Origin of the sequence: Bradyrhizobium sp. SZCCHNRI3052, from assembly GCF_032484895.1 — a bacterium.
Lineage (GTDB): Bacteria > Pseudomonadota > Alphaproteobacteria > Rhizobiales > Xanthobacteraceae > Bradyrhizobium.
In genome coordinates, this window is sequence record NZ_JAUETW010000010.1 from 52817 (window position 1) to 70748 (window position 17932).

Below are 17932 nucleotides of genomic sequence, written 5' to 3' on the forward strand. Positions count from 1 at the left end.
AAGCGGTTGACGCCCTACTCCGCCGCCGGCCGCACGTGGCGCTCGGTCACCGTGCGCATCGTCACCAGCTCCTCGGCGGCGGAGGGATGCAGCGCGATGGTGGCGTCGAAATCGGCCTTGGTCGCCTTCATCTTGATGGCGATCGCCACCGCTTGCGTGATCTCGGCGGCCATGTCGCCGACGATGTGGCAGCCGAGCACGCGGTCGGTCGCGCCATCGACGACGAGCTTCATCAGAACGCGGGTGTCGCGGCCGGACATCGTCGCCTTGATCGGGCGGAAATTCGTCTTGTAGATGTCGACGCGGTCGTACAGCTCGCGCGCCTGCGTCTCGGTGAGACCGACCGTGCCCACTTCAGGCTGGCAGAACACGGCCGTCGGAATGTCCGCGTGGTCGACGCGCACGGTCTTGCCGCCGAACACGGTGTCGGCAAAAGCGTGGCCCTCGCGGATCGCGACCGGCGTCAGGTTGAAGCGATGGGTGACGTCGCCGATCGCGTAGATGCTCGGCACCGAGCTCTGCGAGAACGCGTCCACCGCGATGCCGCCGTTCCTTGGATTGATGGCGACCCCGGCCTTCTCCAGGCCGAGATTGGCCACCGCCGGATGGCGGCCGATCGCGAACATCACCTTGTCGGAGGCGATGCTGGAGCCGTTCGACAGATGCGTGGTGTAGTCCTGGCCGTGCCTGTCGACGCTGGTGACCGTGCAGCCGGTCAGGATGGTGATGCCTTCCTTCTCCATCTCGGAGCGGACATGTTTGCGGACGTCCTCGTCGAAACCGCGCAGGATGTTGTCGCCGCGATAGACGACGGTCACGTCGGAGCCGAAATTGGCGAAGATGCAGGCGAATTCGAGCGCGATGTAGCCGCCGCCCTGGATCACGATGCGGCGCGGCAGCTCGTCGAGATGAAACGCCTCGTTGGAGGAGATGACGTGCTCGATGCCGGGAATCGGCGTGCCGTGGTTGGGCGCGCCGCCGGTCGCGATGAGAATGTATTTGGCGCAGACGGTCTCGCCGGTCATCAGCCGCACGGTGTGGGCGTCCTCGAGCACCGCGCGGGTCTTGACGATCCTGGCGCCAGACTTCTCGACGTTGCTGGTGTAGGCCGCCTCGAGCCGGGCGATCTCCTTGTCCTTGTTCCTGATCAGCGTCGGCCAGTCGAAGGTCGCGGTCGGGATGGTCCAGCCGAAGCCGGCGGCATCGGCGATCTCCTGACGGACATGCGAGCCGATCACGAACAGCTTCTTAGGGACACAGCCGCGGATCACGCAGGTGCCGCCCATGCGATATTCCTCGGCGACCATCACGCGGGCGCCATAGCCGCTCGCGATGCGGGCGGCGCGCACGCCGCCCGAGCCGCCACCGATCACGAACAGGTCGACGTCGAATTCAGCCATCTCTCCCCCGACCTGGCCTTTCGGCCGCAAGCCTCAGATCGGCTTGTTGCGTTTGCGCATCTCGGCGCGGAACTGCGCGGTGACAGTGTCGGAAAATTCCGCCGCCCACAGGTTCATCGCCTGCATGCTCATCTGGATCGCCTTCGGCTCCGCCGCAAGCAGCTTCTGGCCGATGGCAGACTTGTAGAAGGCGACGAGGTTGGCGATCTCCTGGTCGGAGAACTCGTTGCAGTAGATCTGCGCCATCTTCTCGCCGATCTCCTTCTCCTTGCCGGCGTAGGTCTGCGCGACCACCACGGCGACCTCGTCGAGGTCCTTCTGGTAGTTGAGATTGGACTGCAGCAGCGCCTGCTTGGTCTGCTGCACGATGCCGGGGACGGCATTGGCGTACATCGCAGCCGCGTTCTTCATCCCCAGAATCTCGCGCGCGCCGGCCATGCAGGCGGGCGAGGCCGGCTTCAGCGCAGGTGCCTGGCCCTGCGCCGCAACCGGGCTTGCCGAGGCCAAGGCCAGCACGATTCCGGCGGCCGGCAAGATTCTGAACACGCTCTTCATTCCAAGTCTCCTGTGAGTTGCCGCCATGAGCGCAGCCTCGTGCCGCGCTCAGGGCCGCTGGATAACGCGAATTCCCTGTGCGCCTGCCAGGATCGCCGTGCTGCCGAGGCCGATGAACAGCCCATGCTCGACCACGCCCGGAATTGCGCTCAAAAGACCCGCCAGGCGCGGGGGATCCATGATCTCCCCAAGGCGGACGTCGATAATCCAGTGGCCGCCATCGGTGACGAAAACGTGGCCGTCTGCGGACTTGCGCAGGCTCATCGGCCCGGACACGCCGGCCGTGGCGAAGGCGTCACTCATCTCGCGCTGAGTCGCGGCGAGGCCGAACGGAACCACCTCGACCGGCAGCGGGTAGCGGCCGAGCTGCGCCACCCATTTACTGTCGTCGGCGATCACGATCATGCGATCCGAAGCGCTGGCGACGATCTTCTCGCGCAGCAGCGCGCCGCCGCCGCCCTTGATCAGGTCGAGCGCCGGATTGATCTCGTCTGCGCCGTCGATGGTGATGTCGAGCCGGTCGATCTCATTGAGCGTGGTCAGCGGCACGCCGCACGCTTGCGCCTGCGCCCTTGTCGCCTCCGAGGTCGGCACGCCCACGATCTTGAGGCCGGCGCGCACCTTTTCTCCGAGCAGATCGACGAAATGCTTGGCAGTCGATCCGGTGCCGAGACCGAGCTTCATGCCGCTCTCGACCTCCTCCAGCGCACGCGCCGCTGCCTGCCGCTTCAATGCATCCATGTCGACCAAGGAACCCGCCCTTCGCACCCAGGGCCCCCACGGGCGGGGGCCGAAAGCCGGCGCATATCTAGCGATGTTTTGACGCGGGGCCTAGCTCTCGCCGGCCACGAAATCGGACAAAATGCCATTGCGGGCCTCTTGCAAGGACATGAGCCGGCCGCTAGCGGATACCGATGCCCATCTCCAGCACCATCGTCTTCGATCTCGACGGCACCCTGGTCGACACGGCGCCGGATCTCATCAGCGCGCTCAATCACGTCCTGCAGCGCGAGGGTCTGCGGCCGGTGCCGCTGGCCTCGGCCCGCAAGATGATCGGCCACGGCGCCCGCAAGCTGATCGAGCGCGGTCTGGAGGCGGAGGGTCGCTTCGCCAGCACCGATGACATCGGCCGCCTCACCACCGATTTCATCGATTTCTACGCTGAGAACATCGCCATCGAATCGCGCCCCTTCGAGGGGCTGGAGGCGGCGCTCGACGAGCTTGCCGGCCGCGGCTGCCAGTTCGCGGTGTGCACCAACAAGCTGGAATGGCTGTCGAAGCGGCTGCTCGACCAGCTCGGCCTGTCCTCCCGCTTCGCCGCGATCTGCGGTGCCGACACGTTCGGGGTCGCCAAGCCGGATCCGGCGATCCTGCGCCAGACCATCGCGCAGGCCGGCGGCGAGGTCGGGGCCGCGATCATGGTCGGCGATGCCGGCACCGACGTCGGCGCCGCCCGCCGCGCCGGCGTGCCGGTGATCGGCTGCACCTTCGGCTATACCGACGTACCGATCGCGGAGCTCAATCCGGACCACCTGATCGACCACATGCGCGAGCTGCCAGCCGCCGTTGCCGCCCTCAGCCCATCGCTCAGGATCGCCTGAGCCAACTTGCGATTCCACTGCCGCATCGCACCCTAACCCACTGCCCTGTCGACCTGAATCCGCACCTTGCGGTGCGTTAACGTTCTGTTGAGAATAGGGTTGACCGCAGTTGCGCCGCTGTTCTGACGCTCCTATGGTCGCCCTGGGATTGCGGCCGATGGCCGCAGGGTTGTGGGGCGGACATCATGATGCGGCGTGTCATCGCAATTGCGGTTGCGGGAGCCGGCTTGGCCGGTTGCTCGTCCTTCTCCATGGACAGCTTCAAGATGGCAGCGCCCGAGGTTCCGGTGCAGCTCGACTCCGTGCCGCCGGGCGCCGACGCCAAGACCTCGCTCGGACCGGGCTGCAAGACGCCGTGCACCGTCTCGGTGCCGGCGCCCGATGCAGGCTTCAGCGTCACCTTCACGATGGACAAGTACCAGCCCGCGACCATCCCGGTGCAGGTGATCCGCAACTCCGGCGATTTCAACACCTCGCCGCCGGTGGTGATGGACCCGAGCCCGGTCGTCGCCGAGCTGCAGCCGATGCCCGGCGCGCCGCCGAAGGCCGTCAAGCGCATGCGGCCGAAGAAGCCGAAGCCGCAGAAGTCCGCCGCTGCGCCGGACGCACCGGCGGCCACCGGGTCCGCCTTCCCCGCCCCCGCGCCGGGACGCCAATAGCGGACCGTCGTCCCGCGCGTCCCCTTGCCAAGGCGAAGCTGCATTGCAGCATCGACGGATCCACGTCGATGATTGTGGGGCGCGGCGATCATGATTAGATTGTCGTGAGACCGACATCCGGCCGCGCTTGCGCGGCCGCCGCGTGGCATCGCCGCCACCTGGGCCGCCACCAGCCAAGGCTTTCATCAAGGCTTTCCATGACCGCAGAGACGTTGAGTGACACCGCCCTGACGCGCCCGATGACCGACCCGTTCGGTCGCCGCATCAGCTATCTGCGCGTCTCGGTGACCGACCGCTGCGACTTGCGCTGCTTCTATTGCATGTCCGAGGACATGACCTTCCTGCCGAAGGCCGACCTGCTGACGCTCGAAGAGCTCGACCGGCTGTGCTCGGCGTTCATCCACAAGGGCGTCAAGAAGCTCAGGCTCACCGGCGGGGAGCCGCTGGTCCGGCGCAACGTGATGGGCCTGGTCCGCTCGCTGTCGCGACATCTGAAGAGCGGCGCGCTCAACGAGCTGACGATGACGACCAACGCGACGCAGCTCGCCAAATATGCCGCCGAGCTCGCCGATTGCGGCGTCCGTCGCATCAACGTCTCGCTCGACACGCTCGACCCGGACAAGTTCCGCGCCATCACCCGCTGGGGCGATCTCGAGCGCGTGCTGGCCGGTATCGAGGCGGCGCGCGCCGCAGGTCTCGCCGTGAAGATCAACGCCGTCGCGCTGAAGAACATGAACGAGGACGAGATCCCCTCGCTGATCGACTGGGCGCACGGCAAGGGCATGGCGTTGACCTTGATCGAGGTGATGCCGATGGGCGAGATCGGCGAGGGCCGCATCGACCAGTATCTGCCGTTGTCGCTGCTGCGCGCGCGTCTGGCGCAGACCTACACCATGACCGACCTCGACGAGACCACCGGCGGCCCGGCCCGCTACGTCCGCGTCGCCGAGACCGGCGGCACGATCGGCTTCATCACGCCGATGACGCATAATTTCTGCGAGAGCTGCAATCGCGTCCGCGTCACCTGCACCGGCACCCTGCACACCTGCCTCGGCCACGAGGACGCCTCCGACCTGCGCAAGCCGCTGCGTGCCTCGGCGAGCGACGAGGAGCTCAGCGCCGCGATCGACCGCGCCATCGGCCTCAAGCCGAAGGGCCACGACTTCATCATCGACCGCCGCCACAACCGTCCGAGCGTCAGCCGGCACATGAGCGTGACGGGCGGGTAGTCGGAGTCCATAACCATCGGGCCCTGCGATCAATCGCAATCGGAGCCGGCCTGTTGGCCGGCCATTCAGCCGACGATCACGCATACCGTATGAGCGGATCGGCCCGAGGCGCAGTCACGACGCGGAGACTGATCATTTATCGGCTTGCGGCACGTCCCCATGCGGCGTAGCTTTCAGCTGCAGATCGCGCATTCGAAAGCAATTTGTCGGTTCGGCCTAGCGGGAGACAGCGATGGCAGACCCAGTCGCATGGCACCTGTCCGGTGACTATTTCGAGAATTGCAGCTGCAGCCTGCTGTGTCCGTGCCTCATGTCGGCCGCCCCTCCCCTGACCGCGCAACCGACCGAGGGGTTCTGCAACGTACCATTGCTGTTCCACATCGAAACCGGCCGCTATGGCGATGTCGCGCTCGATGGCCTCAACGCGGCGGTGATGCTGCATGCGCCCGGCGTGATGGCGGATGGAGACTGGTCGATCGCCGCCTATGTCGATCAGCGCGCCGACGATCCGCAGACGGAGGCGATGGCCGCGATCTTCACCGGAGCTGCCGGCGGCCCGATGGCTGCGTTCACGCCGCTGATCAGCACCAATCTCGGCGTGCGCAAAGTCGCCATCACCTTCCGGATCGACGGCAAGACGCGGTCCGCCGACATCGCCGACATTCTGCACATGTCCGTCGATCCGCTGCCGACCATGCACCCGAGCGGAGAGATGTGGGTGAACATCGGCCATCCCGTCAGCCCGGACAGGATGGCGCTCGCCGTCGGCGCCGCGGGCAACACCTACAACGATCACGGCATGCGTTGGGACAATTCCGGCAAGAACGGCCTGTACGCGTCGATCAGTTGGTCCAACCAGGCCTAATTCGACGTGGCGCAAGGCCGGCAACCCGCCTTGCAGATGACCGGCAGCGCCCTGGAAGCCGTGCTGCGGCGCGATCGCTGGATCGTCGGCGGCGCGATCACGATCATGGTCGCCCTGTCGTGGGCCTATGTTCTCTGGCTTGCCAACGACATGGACATGGGCGGCATGGACATGACCGGCTTCCGCATGATCCCGGCCGGCATCGGAATCATGTTGCCGGCCAGCGAGCCGTGGCGCGCGATCGAGTTCGCCTATGTGTTCCTGATGTGGGCTGTGATGATGGTCGGGATGATGGCGCCTTCGGCCGCGCCCATGGTCCTGATGTACGCCCGTGTGGGTCGGCACGGCCGCGCGCAGGGCCAGCCGTTCGCGGCGACCGGCTGGTTTGCGGCCGGCTATCTGCTCGCCTGGAGCGGCTTTTCGCTCGTGGCGACCGGCCTGCAATGGGTTGTGGAGCGGACTGCGCTGCTGGATTCGCGGATGGCGATCGACAACCATCTGCTCGGCGCCATCGTGCTGATCGCGGCAGGCATCTATCAGTGGACGCCGCTGAAGAGCGCCTGCCTTGCCCAATGCCAGTCGCCGCTTCTGTTCCTGATGCGTCACGGCGGCTTTCGCGGCGACCTGCAGGGCTGCGTGCTGCTGGGGCTTCGACACGGCGGCTATTGCATGGGCTGCTGCTGGGCTCTGATGGCGCTGCTGTTCGTCGGCGGGGTGATGAGCGTGATGTGGATTGCCATTCTGACCCTGCTCGTGCTGTTTGAGAAACTGACTCCGGTCGGACGATGGATCGCGCGCGCGGCCGGCATTGCTTGCAGTGCCGCGGGCGCCTGGATGCTGGTGTCCCCACCGCAATGACGCGCAACGACGCGATGCAGGTCGTCGCGAGAGTGGCGACTGCCCCTTGGCATGGGATGCGGGCAACATGGTAAGCAGGCTCCAGCGTGGTGACTCTGTCGCCTGGAATGCCGCAACCGAACTGACGCGAGACGCCCGTGATTCCCTGGAAGCTGATCGACACCGCAGACGTGCCCGGCGGCGGTGAGCCGCTGCGGCTGATGCAGCGCGGCAAGGAGTTCTCGATCAAGCTCGGTTCGAACGAGCTGATGAACAGCCGGCTGCACGGATCCGAGGAGGCGCTGGCAACCCTGAGCTGCGCCCGCATCAAGGCCGAGCCGGCTCCACGGCTGCTGATCGGCGGCCTCGGCATGGGCTTCACCTTGCGGGCGGCACTGAAGGTGCTGGGTTCGCAGGCCCGTATCACCGTCGCCGAGCTGGTGCCGGCGGTGATCGCCTGGGCGCGCGGGCCGATGGCCGAATTGTCCGGCGCAAGCCTTTCCGATCCGCGCGTCGACATCCACGAGGGCGACGTCGTGAAGCTGATCGCCGCAGGGCGCGGCACCTATGATGCGATCCTGCTCGATGTCGACAACGGTCCGCAGGGACTGACGCGGCAATCCAACGACGCGCTGTATGACCCCTCGGGTTTGCGCACCGCCTTCACCGCCCTGCGCCCCGGCGGCGTGCTGGCGGTATGGTCGTCCCACCCCGACGATCGCTTTGCCCCGCGCCTGCGCAAGGCAGGCTTCGCCGCCGAGGAGATCAACATCCGCGCCACCGGCCGCGGCGGCGGCTCCCGTCACGTGATCTGGATCGCGACGCGGCCGGCGTGATTGCGCCTCGTCGCGCGCGGAGCTCTCTGTCCTGAGAACTTTCTCCACCGGCTGTACTACCAGCGCTGATATTCTCCACGCCCGTTTGGATCAGCGTAGTGACGCGTCGGACCTCGTCCTATGATGCGTCGGCGGCGACGAGGGATGCTCCATTCTCCGGCTTGTAGACCGTAGTGGCCAGGGGCACGCTATGCAATGAGGGCGCGCCCCTGAATGGGAGAATTGCCATGGATGACAGAGCGAAGCGCGCTGCCTTGCAGCACCATTGGGATGCATCGGACGTGAATGATTTCGAAGCCGAGCACGACATCTATCGCGACGATGCCGTGCTGGATTATCCGCAATCGGGCGAACGCATCCAGGGCCGGCGCAACATTCAGGAGAGCCGCTTCGTGCAGCCCAGCAGGAAGCGCTTCGCAGTGCGCCGAATCATCGGGAGCGGCGATCTGTGGGTGACCGAACTGGTCCTGACCTATGATGGCGTGCCGTCTTACGTGGTGAGCGTCATGGAATTCCGGGACGGCGGAGTAGCGCACGAGACCCAATATTTCGGCGATCGCTTCGACCCAGCGCCCTCGCGCGCGCATCTCGTCGAGCGCATCAACTCGGCCTGAAGGGCGACGAACGGCCACGGCAACCGCATTTCGGTGACGGCGGCATTTCGGTAGCAGGACAGTGCATTTCTCGTCCTCGAGTCGCCGCGTCGCTGCAGCGGCGCCCTCCGCATCATCCGGCCACGCCGCCGAAAGCCTCACACCATCTCAGGTTGATTTCTCTCTCCTTCAGTTTACCCTTCCGCTCCTCGGCTCTCAATGTCGAGCGGGGTCCTTTGCATGGCGAGTCCCAAGATCATCATCCTGTCCGACGGGACCGGCAACGCCGCCTCGAGCGTGTGGCGAACCAACGTCTGGCGCATGTTCCAGGCGCTCGACCTGCAGGGCAACGCCCAGGCGGCCAAGTATGACGACGGCGTCGGCACATCGTCGTTCGTTCCGCTCGCCCTGCTCGGCGGCGCGTTCGGCTTCGGCCTCAAGCGCAACATCCTGGATGCCTATAAGTTCGTCTGCCGCAACTACGACCACGCGAACGGCTCGAAGATCTATCTGTTCGGCTTCAGCCGCGGCGCGTTCACCGTGCGGGTGCTCGCCGCGCTGATGCTCGATCAGGGGCTGATCGTTGCCGACACCGAGGCTGAGCTGCACGACGGCGCCGTGAAGGCCTATCGCGCCTATCGCGCCAAGGGGTACCATTCGATCTGGCGGATCGAAGTGCCGCTCCGCTGGATTCGCGATCATGTGCTGGTGCCGGTGATCGACCGCATCATGGGCCGTAAATCTCTCGACCTCATCGAGCGAAAAAGCCTCCCGGCGATCGAGTTCATCGGGCTGTGGGACACCGTCGCAGCCTATGGGCTACCGATCGACGAGATGACGCGGGGCATCTCCAACTGGGTGTGGCCGCTCGAGCTTCCCAATCGCGTGCTCAGTCCGCGGGTGACATGCGCGCGCCACGCGCTCGCGCTCGACGACGAGAGGACGACCTTCCACCCGGTGCTCTGGACCGAGGCGGGCGAGACCAAGCCGCAGGATGCCAGGACGATCGATGACGAGAGGCTGGTGCAGGTCTGGTTCGTCGGCATGCACGCCAATGTCGGCGGCGGCTATCCGGACGATTCCGTCTCCTACGTCCCCCTGACCTGGCTCGTCGGCGAGGCCGTCAAACGGGGCTTGATCTTCAAGACCGAGCCCGAGGCCGATCCGGATGCGATCAAGTCGATCGTCACATCGCAGGACAAGGACGGACGCCTCTACAACTCGCGCTCCGGGCTCGGGTCCTATTATCGATACGGCCCGCGCAAGGTGTCGGAGCTCTGCAACGACCCGGCGGCGGGCGTCCAGGTGTCGATGCCGAAGATTCACGAAAGCGTCTTCGACCGCATCGACAGCGGCTGCAATGCCTATGCGCCCATCGGGCTGCCCGACAACTACATGATCGTCCACTACGACGGCACGCTGACGCCGCTCGGGCCGACCACGTTCGAAACGCCGGCCGGCGCGGCCGCCCGGTTCGCGGCCCAGGAGAAGCTGTGGAATCTGGTGTGGTTCAGGCGCCTCGCCTATTTCGCAACCCTGGCGGCCTCGCTGCACCTCGCGGCCTTCTGGCTGTTCCACGACCTCGATCGCACGCACGAATACGACTCGCGCATCAGGATGGTCTCCGAAGCAGTCAGGCTGATCGAATCGTTCCTGCCGACATCGCTGCACTGGTGGACGGACTGGTACGCCGCCAACCCCGAATGGTTCGCCGGCGGGATCATCATCCTTGTCATGCTGACCGCGCTCGGGACATTCCTCAGCGACCGCATCGGCGACCGGATGCGCGTGATCTGGCGCGAACGGGCATCGCCCCCGATGCCGTCCGGCCCGCTGCATCGGGCCATCTACGCGCTCCGGACCAATCGCGCCTATCAGTTTGCCATCAGGAACGGCAAGCGGCATGTCGGCCCGTTCTTGCTCGCTATCGGCACCGTCTGGCTCGCAGCCACGCTGATCAGCCATTTCCTGTTCAACGCCGCGGATTCGATGGGCGCCTTTTGCCATGGCACCCCTGCCCGCGAGCTCGTCGCAGTCGACAAGGGCATTCCGCAGGATGCCAGGGATTTCTCGACCGATGCGGTTTGCGCTCCCACCGGGTTGAGCGTCCGTCCCGGCTTCTCCTACGAGATCGTCGTCACCATGACCGACCCGTGGGAGGATGCCGGGCGTCCGGTCACGCCCGCGGGCTATCGCACCTCGACGGTCCGGGGCTACGCCCGCTGGACGTTCCGCGCAGGCATCCTGCTGCGCCGCGTTCTCTTCCGTCCCTGGTATCGGCTGATCGCCAGGGTCGGCGAGACCGGCGTCGACGAATATTTCCTCGACCCCGTTCCCGCCCCCAACACGACACCTCAAGCCTACAAAGCGCGCTTCAAGGCCGAGCGCGGCGGTGAGCTGTTCCTCTATGTCAATGACGCGGTGATCGGGCTGCCCTGGGTGTACGATGCATTCTATCCGAACAACACCGGCAAGGCGAAGGTGACCGTCAGGCTGCTCTGAACCGCCGACGCCACCAGGCGGAGACGAGGTCATGATCGGCGGTTCGCCTGCCAACCGCGGCGCGACCGCTTGGGGCCGTGGCAAGCGCGCCACCGCGCGCGTGTCGCTGCGCCCTGACGAGATCTCGCGTCCATCGCCGCCGACACCGCACCGCGTCAATACAGGCTCCGCTTGAACCGCCGGAACTGCGACCAGCCGGCCGAGTTGCAAACACGGAGCATCGAACGACGAGGCAGAAAACTCCTCATCAATCCCGCTCCCCTTTTGGCTGTTCTTGAAAAGAGAGGCGACGATGAAAGCACCCCTTCTTCTTGCCGGCGCAGTGATCATCGGATCGGTCGCGCCAGTGCTCGCTGACGAATACTACATCGTGCAGGGACCGAGCCATCGCTGCACCATCACCACCACGCGCCCCGCCGACCGCGAGGTCGTCACGCAAATCGGACCGATGGCGTTCACCAGCCGCGTGGAAGCCGAGGACCGCATCCGCCAGACCAAGGTCTGTGAGGACGAAGGCACGGTCGGCAGCTCGACCAGCACCACCACGGTCATCAAAGAGAAGTAGTCGGCGGCGTCATTGCGATCGGCGTTTGCCGCGACACGGTCGCGCCCATGTCCGTGGGCGCGACTTTCTGTTGTCCACAGATCAGTTTTCGATCGGGGCCACGCCGCCGATAGACGCAGTCGCGGCGGCCACAGAAAACCGGGGTTATCAGTCCCTTCCCGACACCGAACCGCGTCCACCCTGGTTGCGTTCCGCCGCAGCGTTGGGTACCCCAGCGCGGGATCGGATCAGGACATCATGGCCTCGCAATCGCTCAAGCTCGCCATCGGCAGCCTCGTGGTCGGAACGATCGTGCTCGGCCTGAAGTATCTCGCCTATTGGATCACCGGCTCGGTCGCGCTCTACTCCGATGCCGTCGAGAGCATCGTCAACGTCGTCACCGCCGTGGTCGCGCTCGTCGCGGTGCGCATCGCCGCCAAGCCCGCGGATGCCAACCATCCGTTCGGTCACCACAAGGTCGAGTATTTCAGCGCGGTGATCGAGGGCGTCATGATCGTCGTGGCGGCGCTGCTCATCATCCATGAGGCCTACGGGAATTTCTTCGATCCGCGGGCGTTTTCCGCACCCGTCGAGGGGCTCGCGGTGAATGCGCTGGCGAGCGCGATCAATGCGGTCTGGTGCTGGCTGTTGATCACGCGGGGCAAGCGGTTGCGGTCGCCGGCGCTGGCGGCAGACGGCCGGCACCTGCTGACGGACGTCGTGTCCTCGGGCGGCGTCGTGGTCGGCCTCGGCCTCGCGGTGATGTTGCAGCTGCCGATCCTCGATCCGGCACTGGCCGTGCTGGTCGCCGTGAACATCCTGTGGTCGGGATGGCAGGTGCTGAAGGAATCCACCAGCGGGCTGATGGATGAAGCGGTCCCGGACGCCACGCTGGCGCGCATTCGCCTGATCATCAGTCAGCATGCCGGCGGCGCGCTGGAGGCGCATGATGTCCGGACCCGCCATGCCGGCAAGCTGACCTTCATCGAGTTCCACCTCGTGGTGCCCGGCGAGATGTCGGTCAACCAGGCGCACGAAATCTGCGACCGGATCGAGGCAGCCTTGCGCGAGGACGACGAGCACAGCTGGATCACTATCCACGTCGAACCCGAAAACAAGGCCAAGCATTCCGGCGTGGTGGTGCTGTAAGACCGCTGCGCACCGGACGTGGTCCGTCGGCCGCACCCGAGAGTCCCCCGCCCTCACGCTCGGCCCGTTGACCTTCATTCGCCGGCCGGCGATCGCCAGGCCCCGGCGACCTGCGACAGCTGTGGCGCGGCGTCGCCACTGCTGCAACATGTTGCGGCAACGCTCATTTTTGCCCATTTTTCCGATTGACGGCAACACGAGGCGCTGAAATGGTGCCCCCGTTTTTGAGCCTGCCGGGCCGGATAGGCCGTTGCGCCATGTGCTGCGCAGCCAGAACGGGCCATGGGACGTCGCAAGACATTTGGGGGAGGATTGCGTTGCAAGCGTTGCTGAAATTGAGCCGTGGGATCGATGCGTTCACGACCTGGACCGGCAAGCGGCTGGCGTGGCTGATCCTGCTCGCCGTCATCATCTCGACGATCAACGCCATCGTCCGCAAGACGCTCGACACCTCGTCGAATTCCTGGCTCGAGCTGCAATGGGTGCTGTTCTCAGCCGTCTTCCTGCTGTGCTCCCCCTGGACCCTGCTCGACAACGAGCACATCCGCATCGACATCGTCAACGCCATGATGCCCAAATGGCTGCGTGACACCATCGACGTCGTCGGTCACGTGCTCTTCCTCATCCCGCTCTGCATCGTGATGATCATCACCAGCGTGCCCTTCTTCCTGCGCTCCATCGAGATCAACGAGCAATCGAGCAACGCTGGCGGCCTGCCGCAATGGCCGGCGAAGTCCCTCATCATGCTCGGCTTCGCCTTCCTGCTGGCGCAGGGCGTGTCCGAGCTGATCAAGCGCATCGCGGTCATGCGCGGGCTGATCCCGGATCCCCACGCTTCGAAGCCCCACGGCATCGAGGCCGAGGTCGAGCACCTCGTCGAAGCGATCGAGAAGAAGTAAGCGGCGGGCTGGGGGATCATCCAATGGAAGCGTTTCTGATCGCCAATATGGCGCCGATCATGTTCGGGTCGCTGGTCGTGATGCTGCTGCTCGGCTATCCGGCAGCGTTCTCGCTCGGCGCCGTCGGCCTGTTCTACGCCCTCGTCGGCATCGGGCTCGGCGAATTCCGGCCGGACTTCCTGCAGGCGCTACCGGAACGTGTCTACGGCGTGATGAACAACGACACGCTGCTGGCGATTCCGTTCTTCACCTTCATGGGCCTGGTGCTGGAACGATCCGGCATGGCCGAGGATCTGCTCGACACCATCGGACAGCTGTTCGGCACCATCCGCGGCGGCCTCGCTTATGCGGTCGTGTTCGTCGGCGCGCTGCTCGCGGCCACCACCGGCGTGGTCGCCGCCTCGGTGATCTCGATGGGCCTGATCTCGCTGCCGATCATGCTGCGCTACGGCTACGACCGCCGGCTTGCCTCGGGCATCATCGCCGCCTCCGGCACGCTTGCGCAGATCATCCCGCCGTCGCTGGTCCTGATCGTCATGGCCGACCAGCTCGGCAAGTCCGTCGGCGACATGTACGAAGGCGCCTTCATCCCTGGCCTCGTGCTGTCGGCGATCTATGCAGCCTATGCCTTCCTCACCAGCATGATCTTCCCGAAATCGGCCCCCGGCCTGCCGGCCGATGCGATCGGCTTTCGGGAGGACTCAGGCGACCGCGGCCTGAAATCGCTGGGCGTGCTGTTTCTGGCGAGCTGTGTGTTCGGCTGGTTCATGATGCGCGGCTCGGAATATCACGGCGCCGACTTCGTCGTGCTGAGCATGTTCTACGGCATCGTGTTCGCCTTCGCCGTCGCCGTCGTGAACTGGGTGCTGGAGCGCACCACCGGATACCGCTTCCTGTCCCGCATGGCGCAGCAGACCACCTTCGTGATGGTGCCGCCGCTGTTCCTCATCTTCCTGGTGCTGGGCACGATCTTCATCGGTCTGGCGACCCCGACGGAAGGCGGCGCGATGGGCGCGGCCGGCGCGATCATCCTTGGTGCGATCAAGCGGCGGCTCAGCTTCGACCTGGTCCGCCAGGCGGTGGAATCCACTGCCAAGCTGTCGGCCTTCGTGGTCTTCATCCTGGTCGGCGCGCGCGTGTTCTCGCTGACCTTCTACGGCGTCAACGGCCATGTCTGGGTCGAGCACCTGCTGACTTCGCTGCCCGGCGGTCAGATCGGCTTCCTGATCTTCGTCAACGCCTTCGTGTTCGTGCTGGCCTTCTTCCTCGACTTCTTCGAGCTCGCCTTCATCATCATCCCGCTGCTGGGACCCGCAGCCGAAAAGCTCGGCATCGACCTGATCTGGTTCGGCGTCATCCTCGGCGTCAACATGCAGACCTCGTTCATGCACCCGCCGTTCGGCTTCGCGCTGTTCTATCTGCGTTCGGTGGCGCCGAAGGATTCCTATCTCGACCGCGTCACCGGCAAGAGGATGGAGCCGGTCACGACGGGGCAGATCTATTGGGGCGCGGTGCCGTTCGTGGTGATCCAGATGATCATGGTGATGCTGGTGATCCTGTTCCCATCGATGGTCATGCACTACAAGGGCGCGGCGTCGACGGTCGATCCGAACTCGATCAAGATCGATATCCCGCAGATCGACGCGCCGCCGCTCGATTTCGGCCCGCCTCAGATCGATGTCGGACCGCCGAAGCAGTGATGGCCGCGACGCGCAATCGCTCCGCCCACGAAAAACCCCGGCGCAACGCGCCGGGGTTTTGTTTTGTCGCTGGCTCCTGACGCGATACGGCGCCGGTCTCAGCTCAGCGGATTGCGCGCCATGAAGGCGTCGTAGCCGATCTCGGCGACCTGGAACCAGGAGTAGCCATTGCCGGCGAAGGCCGACAGCGACTCATAGGTCTTCTTGAAGTCGGGGTTGGTGGCCGCGACCTCGTTGTGCAGCTCGCGGGCAGCCTTCAGGCAGGCCTGCATGATCTCCGGCGAGAACGCATGCAGCTTGGCACCGGCGGCGAGCAGCCGGCGCAGCGCCGCCGGATTGCTCTGGTCGTACTTCGCCATCATCCAGTTGTTGGCATAATGGCCGGCATGCTCGAGGATCTTCTGATAGTTCTTGGGCAGCGCATTCCAACGATCCTGGTTGACGAAGGAAAGCAGTATCGGTCCGCCCTCCCACCAGCCCGGATAGTAGTAGTGGGGCGCGACCTTGACGAAGCCGAGCTTCTCGTCGTCGTAGGGTCCGACCCACTCGGCCGCATCGATCGTGCCCTTCTCCAACGCCGGATAGATGTCGCCGCCGGCGATCTGCTGCGGCACCGCGCCGAGCTTCTGCAGCACGCGGCCGGCAAAGCCACCGACGCGGAATTTCAGCCCCTTGAGATCGTTGACGCCGGTGAGCTCCTTGCGGAACCAGCCGCCCATCTGGCAACCGGTGTTGCCGGCAAGCAGCGAGACGACATTGTACTTCGCGTAGAACTCGTTGAGGATCTCACGTCCTCCGCCGAGCATGTACCAGGCCTGGTTGATGCGCATGTTCGGCCCGAACGGGACCGACGAGCCGAAGGTGAACGTCGGGTCCTTGCCGAAATAGTAGTACGACGCAGTGTGGCCGATTTCGACGGTGCCGTTCTGCACGGCGTCGAGGACCTGCAGGCCGGGCACGATTTCGCCGGCGGCGAAGGGCTGGATCTGGAATTTGTTGTCGGTGGCCTCACCGACCACCTTGGCCATGATCTCGGCGCCGCCATACAAGGTGTCGAGCGATTTCGGCCAGCTCGTCGGCATGCGCCATTTCAGCTCCGGCATCGATTGTGCGATGGCCGGCGCTGCGATCGCGGCCGCGCCAGCGGCGCCAAGCCCGGTCACCTTGATGAAGTCTCTCCGCTTCATAGTTCTTCCCTCCCTGGGGGTCATTGTGTTCGTTTCCTGAGCAGCCTTCTTTGTGAGGCTTCAGTTCCAGTGTGGATCAAAGTGCGTCGGAGTGCCATTGCGAAACGTTGTCGCAACGCAAAAGCCCGGCCTCTCGCGAGGCCGGGCTGACGTCGATCCGCCGATCTGAAGTTTGCGATCAGCCGCGGGTACGCGAGCGGATCATGAAGCTGTCGTAGGTATACTCGGCAACCTGCCACCACAGATATTCATCCGAGCGGTAGGCCTGCATCGCGTCGATGACCTTCTTGAAGTCGGCGTTCTTGGCCGAGATCTCGCCCCACAGCTCGTTGGTCGCCTTGAGGCAGGCCTCGAGCACCTCGTTGGTGAACGGCCGCAGCTGCGTGCCGCCGGCGACCAGGCGCTTCAGCGCCGCCGGGTTCACCTGGTCGTAGCGCGCGGCCATCCAGGTGTTGGCATTGACCGTCGCGTTGGCGAGGATCGACTGATAGTGCTTCGGCAGCTCGTTCCACTTGTCGAGATTGGCGAAGGCGTGGACGGTCGGACCGCCCTCCCAGAAGCCCGGGTAGTAGTAGTACTTCGCCACCTTCTGGAAGCCGAGCTTCTCGTCGTCATACGGACCGACCCACTCGGCGGCGTCGATGGTGCCCTTCTCGAGCGACGGGTAGATGTCGCCGCCCGCGAGCTGCTGCGGCACGACGCCGAGCTTCTGCAGCACCTGGCCGGCGATGCCGCCGATGCGGAACTTCAAGCCCGAAAGGTCGGCGACGGTCTTGATCTCCTTGCGGAACCAGCCGCCCATCTGGGTGCCGGTGTTGCCGCAGGGGAAGCCGATGACATTGGCGGCCTTCTTGAAGAACTCGTTGGCGAGCTCGTTGCCGCCGCCCTGATATAGCCAGGAGTTCTGCTGCCGGGCGTTCAGGCCGAACGGCACCGAGGCGAAGATCGCGAAGGTCGGGTCCTTGCCGACGTAATAATACGACACCGTATGGGACATCTCGACGGTGTTCTTGGAGGTCGCGTCGAGCGCCTGCAGGCCCGGCACCAGCTCACCAGCCTGGAAGACCTGGATCTGGAACTTGTTGTCCGTCATCTCGGCAACCTGCTTCGCCATATATTCGGCGCCGCCATAGATCGTGTCGAGCGACTTCGGGAAGCTGGAGGTCAACCGCCATTTGATCTCGGGCATCGACTGCGCGATCGCAGGCGAGGCCACCGCTGCCGACGCGGCGGCACCGGCGGCCGAGACCTTCAGAAAATCACGACGCTTCATATTAAGGCATCTCCTTGTTGGGGGCGTTTTCCCGTTGAAAAAGCATTTATCCGCCGATGCGATTGGCCGCACACGGTCGAAGGCGATCCGGGCCGGGCTTTAG

17 protein-coding genes are annotated in these 17932 nt (G+C 65.1%); 12 read left to right on the top strand and 5 right to left on the bottom strand.

Going from position 1 to position 17932, the window contains the following annotated elements; translation table 11 throughout:
* Positions 1–14 precede the first annotated feature (14 nt).
* From gor to rpiA, 3 genes are read right to left on the bottom strand one after another with little or no spacing between them, the layout of a single operon-like run.
* Positions 15–1400: a glutathione-disulfide reductase gene (gene gor, locus QW887_RS24550; RefSeq protein ID WP_315717653.1), complete on the bottom strand. Its 1386-nt coding sequence runs from the start codon at positions 1398–1400 to the stop codon at positions 15–17.
* Positions 1401–1433: 33 nt separating this feature from the next.
* Positions 1434–1955 (bottom strand): DUF2059 domain-containing protein, encoded by a 522-nt coding sequence (locus QW887_RS24555; RefSeq protein WP_315717652.1) that lies wholly within the window; start codon positions 1953–1955, stop codon positions 1434–1436.
* Positions 1956–2003: 48 nt separating this feature from the next.
* Positions 2004–2696: a ribose-5-phosphate isomerase RpiA gene (gene rpiA, locus QW887_RS24560; protein ID WP_315717743.1), complete on the bottom strand. Its 693-nt coding sequence runs from the start codon at positions 2694–2696 to the stop codon at positions 2004–2006.
* Positions 2697–2869: 173 nt separating this feature from the next.
* Here rpiA and QW887_RS24565 point away from each other — a divergent pair, with 173 nt between their 5' ends.
* From QW887_RS24565 to QW887_RS24620, 12 genes are all read left to right on the top strand, one after another.
* A complete protein-coding gene (locus QW887_RS24565; protein WP_315717650.1) occupies positions 2870–3556 on the top strand; it encodes an HAD family hydrolase in 687 nt (228 codons plus the stop codon).
* Positions 3557–3822: 266 nt separating this feature from the next.
* Positions 3823–4215 (top strand): hypothetical protein, encoded by a 393-nt coding sequence (locus tag QW887_RS24570; RefSeq protein WP_315717649.1) that lies wholly within the window; start codon positions 3823–3825, stop codon positions 4213–4215.
* Between the two features lie 197 nt (positions 4216–4412).
* The gene (gene moaA, locus QW887_RS24575) at positions 4413–5444 is read left to right on the top strand and encodes a GTP 3',8-cyclase MoaA (protein WP_315717648.1); all 1032 of its coding nucleotides are present in this window, start codon (positions 4413–4415) and stop codon (positions 5442–5444) included.
* Between the two features lie 232 nt (positions 5445–5676).
* Entirely contained in the window at positions 5677–6309 is a 633-nt protein-coding gene (locus QW887_RS24580; protein ID WP_316184340.1) for a DUF1326 domain-containing protein, read from the top strand.
* A 36-nt stretch (positions 6310–6345) separates the two neighbouring features.
* A complete protein-coding gene (locus tag QW887_RS24585; RefSeq protein ID WP_316195187.1) occupies positions 6346–7167 on the top strand; it encodes a DUF2182 domain-containing protein in 822 nt (273 codons plus the stop codon).
* 137 nt (positions 7168–7304) lie between these two features.
* Positions 7305–7982, top strand: coding sequence for a spermidine synthase (locus tag QW887_RS24590; RefSeq protein WP_316195189.1), 678 nt, complete (start codon positions 7305–7307; stop codon positions 7980–7982).
* Between the two features lie 227 nt (positions 7983–8209).
* Positions 8210–8596 (top strand): nuclear transport factor 2 family protein, encoded by a 387-nt coding sequence (locus tag QW887_RS24595; protein ID WP_316165007.1) that lies wholly within the window; start codon positions 8210–8212, stop codon positions 8594–8596.
* 219 nt (positions 8597–8815) lie between these two features.
* Positions 8816–11077 (top strand): DUF2235 domain-containing protein, encoded by a 2262-nt coding sequence (locus QW887_RS24600; protein WP_316195191.1) that lies wholly within the window; start codon positions 8816–8818, stop codon positions 11075–11077.
* A 292-nt stretch (positions 11078–11369) separates the two neighbouring features.
* Complete coding sequence (locus QW887_RS24605; protein WP_315717640.1) at positions 11370–11642, top strand: hypothetical protein; 273 nt, start codon at positions 11370–11372, stop codon at positions 11640–11642.
* A 237-nt stretch (positions 11643–11879) separates the two neighbouring features.
* Positions 11880–12770 carry a cation diffusion facilitator family transporter gene (locus QW887_RS24610; RefSeq protein WP_316195193.1) on the top strand — a complete coding sequence of 297 codons (891 nt, stop codon included), beginning with the start codon at positions 11880–11882 and terminating at the stop codon, positions 12768–12770.
* Positions 12771–13087: 317 nt separating this feature from the next.
* Complete coding sequence (locus QW887_RS24615) at positions 13088–13669, top strand: TRAP transporter small permease subunit (protein WP_315752570.1); 582 nt, start codon at positions 13088–13090, stop codon at positions 13667–13669.
* A gap of 23 nt (positions 13670–13692) precedes the next feature.
* Complete coding sequence (locus QW887_RS24620) at positions 13693–15369, top strand: TRAP transporter large permease subunit (RefSeq protein WP_316195195.1); 1677 nt, start codon at positions 13693–13695, stop codon at positions 15367–15369.
* A 98-nt stretch (positions 15370–15467) separates the two neighbouring features.
* On the opposite strand, the gene QW887_RS24625 is transcribed toward QW887_RS24620, so the two are convergent.
* Both QW887_RS24625 and QW887_RS24630 read right to left on the bottom strand, forming a co-directional pair.
* Positions 15468–16556, bottom strand: coding sequence for a TRAP transporter substrate-binding protein (locus tag QW887_RS24625; protein WP_315752568.1), 1089 nt, complete (start codon positions 16554–16556; stop codon positions 15468–15470).
* A 178-nt stretch (positions 16557–16734) separates the two neighbouring features.
* Positions 16735–17829: a TRAP transporter substrate-binding protein gene (locus QW887_RS24630; RefSeq protein WP_315752567.1), complete on the bottom strand. Its 1095-nt coding sequence runs from the start codon at positions 17827–17829 to the stop codon at positions 16735–16737.
* Positions 17830–17932 lie beyond the last annotated feature (103 nt).

Excerpts from the sequence above, each read along its gene's own strand:
- gor (WP_315717653.1), bottom strand. The coding sequence starts at position 1,400 with ATGGCTGAATTCGACGTCGACCTGTTCGTGATCGGTGGCGGCTCGGGC.
- QW887_RS24555 (WP_315717652.1), bottom strand. The coding sequence starts at position 1,955 with ATGAAGAGCGTGTTCAGAATCTTGCCGGCCGCCGGAATCGTGCTGGCC.
- rpiA (WP_315717743.1), bottom strand. The coding sequence starts at position 2,696 with ATGGATGCATTGAAGCGGCAGGCAGCGGCGCGTGCGCTGGAGGAGGTC.
- QW887_RS24565 (WP_315717650.1), top strand. The coding sequence starts at position 2,870 with ATGCCCATCTCCAGCACCATCGTCTTCGATCTCGACGGCACCCTGGTC.
- QW887_RS24570 (WP_315717649.1), top strand. The coding sequence starts at position 3,823 with ATGGCAGCGCCCGAGGTTCCGGTGCAGCTCGACTCCGTGCCGCCGGGC.
- moaA (WP_315717648.1), top strand. The coding sequence starts at position 4,413 with ATGACCGCAGAGACGTTGAGTGACACCGCCCTGACGCGCCCGATGACC.
- QW887_RS24580 (WP_316184340.1), top strand. The coding sequence starts at position 5,677 with ATGGCAGACCCAGTCGCATGGCACCTGTCCGGTGACTATTTCGAGAAT.
- QW887_RS24585 (WP_316195187.1), top strand. The coding sequence starts at position 6,346 with ATGACCGGCAGCGCCCTGGAAGCCGTGCTGCGGCGCGATCGCTGGATC.
- QW887_RS24595 (WP_316165007.1), top strand. The coding sequence starts at position 8,210 with ATGGATGACAGAGCGAAGCGCGCTGCCTTGCAGCACCATTGGGATGCA.
- QW887_RS24600 (WP_316195191.1), top strand. The coding sequence starts at position 8,816 with ATGGCGAGTCCCAAGATCATCATCCTGTCCGACGGGACCGGCAACGCC.
- QW887_RS24605 (WP_315717640.1), top strand. The coding sequence starts at position 11,370 with ATGAAAGCACCCCTTCTTCTTGCCGGCGCAGTGATCATCGGATCGGTC.
- QW887_RS24610 (WP_316195193.1), top strand. The coding sequence starts at position 11,880 with ATGGCCTCGCAATCGCTCAAGCTCGCCATCGGCAGCCTCGTGGTCGGA.
- QW887_RS24620 (WP_316195195.1), top strand. The coding sequence starts at position 13,693 with ATGGAAGCGTTTCTGATCGCCAATATGGCGCCGATCATGTTCGGGTCG.
- QW887_RS24625 (WP_315752568.1), bottom strand. The coding sequence starts at position 16,556 with ATGAAGCGGAGAGACTTCATCAAGGTGACCGGGCTTGGCGCCGCTGGC.
- QW887_RS24630 (WP_315752567.1), bottom strand. The coding sequence starts at position 17,829 with ATGAAGCGTCGTGATTTTCTGAAGGTCTCGGCCGCCGGTGCCGCCGCG.